At 51.1% G+C, this 4,139-nt stretch carries 4 protein-coding genes; all 4 read left to right on the forward strand.

The window, feature by feature from the left end; all coding sequences use genetic code 11:
* Positions 1 to 125 precede the first annotated feature (125 nt).
* Positions 126 to 332 carry a hypothetical protein gene (locus HMPREF9431_RS05690; RefSeq protein WP_004380217.1) on the forward strand — a complete coding sequence of 69 codons (207 nt, stop codon included), beginning with the start codon at positions 126 to 128 and terminating at the stop codon, positions 330 to 332.
* 44 nt (positions 333 to 376) lie between these two features.
* Entirely contained in the window at positions 377 to 3,172 is a 2,796-nt protein-coding gene (locus tag HMPREF9431_RS05695; protein WP_004380218.1) for a fimbrillin family protein, read from the forward strand.
* A 25-nt stretch (positions 3,173 to 3,197) separates the two neighbouring features.
* Positions 3,198 to 3,485: a hypothetical protein gene (locus HMPREF9431_RS05700; RefSeq protein WP_004380219.1), complete on the forward strand. Its 288-nt coding sequence runs from the start codon at positions 3,198 to 3,200 to the stop codon at positions 3,483 to 3,485.
* A 12-nt stretch (positions 3,486 to 3,497) separates the two neighbouring features.
* A partial coding sequence (locus tag HMPREF9431_RS13225; RefSeq protein ID WP_004380220.1) for a DUF6261 family protein occupies positions 3,498 to 4,139 on the forward strand: 642 nt, incomplete at its 3' end.

Consider the following 4,139-nt stretch of genomic DNA (forward strand, 5'->3'; position numbering starts at 1 on the left):
ACAAAGGGTGTGCAAGAAGTTTTTCATAAACTTTTTGCATGCCCTTTTTGCGTGCATAAATGAACAGATTTTGTGTGCAAAAACATCGAAAGTATTATTCGCAACATATAAATAGTTTTAGCAAAATGAAGAAAAAATTGTATGAAGTGCCCACATGTACGGTCATCCACCTGGCGACCGAGCACTATTTGTTGGAAGGAAGCGGTCCCAAGGCACGACCGGGCGGTGACCAAGGTGGTAGCGTCACGATTGAAGACCCCACCGAAGATGACGACGACACCAACCTCACGGGCGCCAAGCGCTGGGGCGGCGAATGGGAAGAAGAAGAATAAGTTTGCAAATGCAATGAGTAAGTAACGATTTAAAAAGCGAATCAATGAAAAGAAAATTTTTAGATAACCACAGCCTGCGGCACACCCTTCCGTTTGCTGCCGCCTGCTTCACAGTCGGCCTCACGCTGTTTGCCTGTGCCGACAAGGATGTAGAAACCAACGACAACAACGGTAAAGCGCTTGTGACGTTCAACGTTTCGGCGGTACAGTCCAAGGCGCAAGACCAAGCAAAAGCTGCGGCCAAAGCTGGCCTGCCGATGACGCGCGCAGCCTTTGCCCATCAATTAGCGCTGCAAGACCTTACGCCCGAAGACCTCACGATGCAGAAGTTGCCCGTGCAAGGTGCAGCAAGCAATGGTCTCTGTCTGATTGAAACTACCGTGCCAGGTGTGCCCTCACAATGGGAAGACGGCGCGCCGACCCGTGCGAACATCACAACCATGCCCACGATGCAGAACTTTTCGACCACGGCCTTCTATGGTTCGACGGACACAAGTCTCGAGCCTTGGTTCTACGACCAGGACACGAAGAAGGATGGCAACCTTGTTACTCCCACCTACTGGGATTGGCTGAAGAACCACGCTTGCTTCTATGCGGTTTATCCGAAGCCCGACAATAACAAGCTGAAACTTTCGCCCGCAAGCTACGCGGGCACGCCCTACGTAGATTTCGAGGTAGAACCCAATGTGAGGAATCAAAAGGATTTGATGACGGCCTGCTCGGGCAACGTGCATTTAGATGCGATGGGAACAGCTCCTCGCACCGACCTCACCTTCCGCCACGCCTTGACCGCCGTGCGCTTCAAGGTGGGACAAAACCTTTCTTACAGCAAGCACATCACGAAGGTAGAAATCGTTGGTGCAAAGAGCAAATGCAGATACACTTTGCCTACCGATAAAACGGTCACCGGCAGTTGGGATGCCTCCACGCTCAATGCGCCTGCAACCTTTACATTAGGCGGTGACGGAACGGTGAGCGTCAGTACCTCGGAAGCGGTGAACAGCATCATCGTGGGCAAGCCCAGCGACAATTATGTGTTCTATATGATTCCGCAAACGCTGACGGGCGCAGGCGTGCAGGCAAAATTCTATTTCGACGGTGCCACCACTCCCAGCATTTCTGTTCCCCTCACAGGCCAATGGAAGCCCGGAACAACAAAGACCTATGCGCTGTCGCAGAACACGTCGACATGGCAGTATGAACTGACCGTCACACCACCTGCAGCTGCCGAATACAACGCCACTTCGACAGGCTACTACACCATTCAGAGCTATCGCGAAGACCCAGTTACCCACACACAGCAGAAGGTGGCATGGAAAGTGGTGGGCTATGACACCGATGGCGATGGCACCTTCTCCATGACCGAACCATGGCCTAACTGGTTAAAGGGAATTTCATTGACGAGTGGTGATGGAAGTACATCCGGCGAAACCGGTCAGGCTACCTTGAATTCCGGGGCATCCAGTAATAAACTTGCCTTGAGGAATGCTGCCTTGAAACTAAATCCGAAAGGTAGCTCTACTAACTATTACGACCTGTCGACCTACGACTACGAGGGTAACTCTACAAACCGCAACACCGCCAACTGCTATGTCATCTCCCACCCGGGCTATTATAAGATTCCGCTGGTTTATGGCAACGCCATCACAAACGGCAGTCCTAATACTCACGCTTATACCAGCAATGCGGCACCGGGGAATCCCTATGTCTTGTATCATTTCAAAGACCATAACAACGCTGACATTACCGACCCGTGGATTGAGAAGACCAACGGTGGAGCCAACAACGGTATTGATGGTGCAGAAGTAGTCTGGGCAGATGTTGCCAACCTCGTTCATCTATCTTCTACACCAATCTCACATGATGCAAGTGGTAATGCTTTCCTCGACTTCGAGGTTAAGGCAAGCGACATCCAGAGCGGTAATGCCGTTGTTGCTGTCAAGAAGGGTAGTACCATTGTTTGGTCATGGCATTTGTGGTTTGCTCCTCAGGACGCGCTTAGCACGATAGCAGTTACCAATTTCCAAGGCAAGACTTACAACTTCACCAAGGAGACGCTTGGTTGGAAGCCAACCCTGTGGAGCAGTTCTACTTATTCAAGTGCTCGTACAGTCAAGGTGAAGGTCGAACAGACTGTTGCAAACGGAGGTACAAAGCAGTATTCTGTTTTTACTATTACCCAGAATCCTGGTAGCGTAAAGGAGGGTGCTACCACCTTTTATCAGTTTGGTCGTAAGGATGCCTTCCCTGGTGTTTATGAATTAGCTCCAAATAGTAGTTTCATCGAAGATGCAGGTAATAATATGTCTATCCAGAATGGTATTCAGAACCCTGGCAGTTTCTATACGTATGGTAATTCGTGGTATTTTACTCCTCCAGCAGGTTATTCTTATTACAATCTTTGGTCTGCAGATAATACGGTAACAGGGCATAACGACAATCCTGTCGTCAAGACCGTGTATGATCCTTGTCCTGTAGGCTTTAAGATGCCAGCTTCCAATGCGTTTACAGGTTTTACCACAACGGGTCAGAATTCTGGAACACAATCAGAGCTCAATGTTGACGGTACAGACAATAGGCAGACTTACAAAAGCAACTTCGGTCATAATTTCTGGACAAGCAGCAGTAAGACAGCTACAATCAACTTCCCTGCTTCGGGCTATCGCGGCAGCGAGGGTGGTTCGCTGGGCAGCGTCGGCGACAACGGTTGCTATTGGTCGGCGGTTCCGCTCAACTCGGACTACTGTTGCAACCTGAATTTCCGCTCGTTCTACGTGCACCCGCTGTACGACAACGATTGGCCTTATGGGTTTGCGGTGCGTCCCGTAGCCGACAATTAAACGAGGGATGAGCTGTAATAGGAATATGTATAGTCGAAAACAAGGCTTCGACGATGCACTGCAAGCGATGTATAGTCGCAAACAAGGCTTCGACGGTGCACTGCAAGCGATGTATAGTCGCAAACAAGGCTTCGACGATGCACTGCAAGCGATGTATAGTCGTAAACTTGATGCGTTTGGCACTATGCAAGCGATGTATAGTCGCAAACTTGACGCGTTTGGCACTATGCAAGCGGAGTATAGTCGCAAACTTGACGCGTTTGGCACTATAAAAAAAATACTCCCGCGCTGTTGCGGGAGCTTTTATCACTAAAACATTTAACAGATGAAGAACAATGACAATCTACCCCGCTACGTGCGGGTGAACGCTGGCATCACGGTGCACACCAGCGCGATGCATGGCGAATTGCATCAACAACTTTACAATTTAATCGCGGCGCAGGACAAGCAGAAACTGCACCTGACCGACGAACAACTCAAAGCCTGGAACGACTTGATCATGCAGGAGGTGGAGCTGAACAACGCCCAGCAGGATACCGAGCTGACGGCCAAGATGCAGCAGTTGGACGACGACCGCGACGCGCTCCTTTCGCAGCTCTTCTCGACCATCCGCAACAACCGCCGCTCGCCCGTGAAGGCGCTGCGCGAACCGGCCGAACGATTGATGAAGTTGGTCGACTCCTACAAAGGCATTCAACGGGAGGTGCTGCAGGCCGAGAGTCTGCATGTGAACGGTCTGTTGATGGATTTGGCGAAACAATCGGCCGACACCGCCGCGCTAGGGCTGACGGCGGTCATCGCGATGCTGAAAACCACCAACGATGAGTTTGAGCAGTTGGAGCTGAAACGCATCGATGGCACCGATAAACCGGGGCTTTCGTCGACGAGTGCATTGCGTCCGCTGACCGACGAGGCATTCTACGAGGTGCGCGGCAATGTCGAGGCGGCCTTCTGCTACGCCACCACC

Origin of the sequence: Segatella oulorum F0390 (assembly GCF_000224615.1) — a bacterium.
Classification (GTDB): Bacteria; Bacteroidota; Bacteroidia; order Bacteroidales; family Bacteroidaceae; genus Prevotella; species Prevotella oulorum.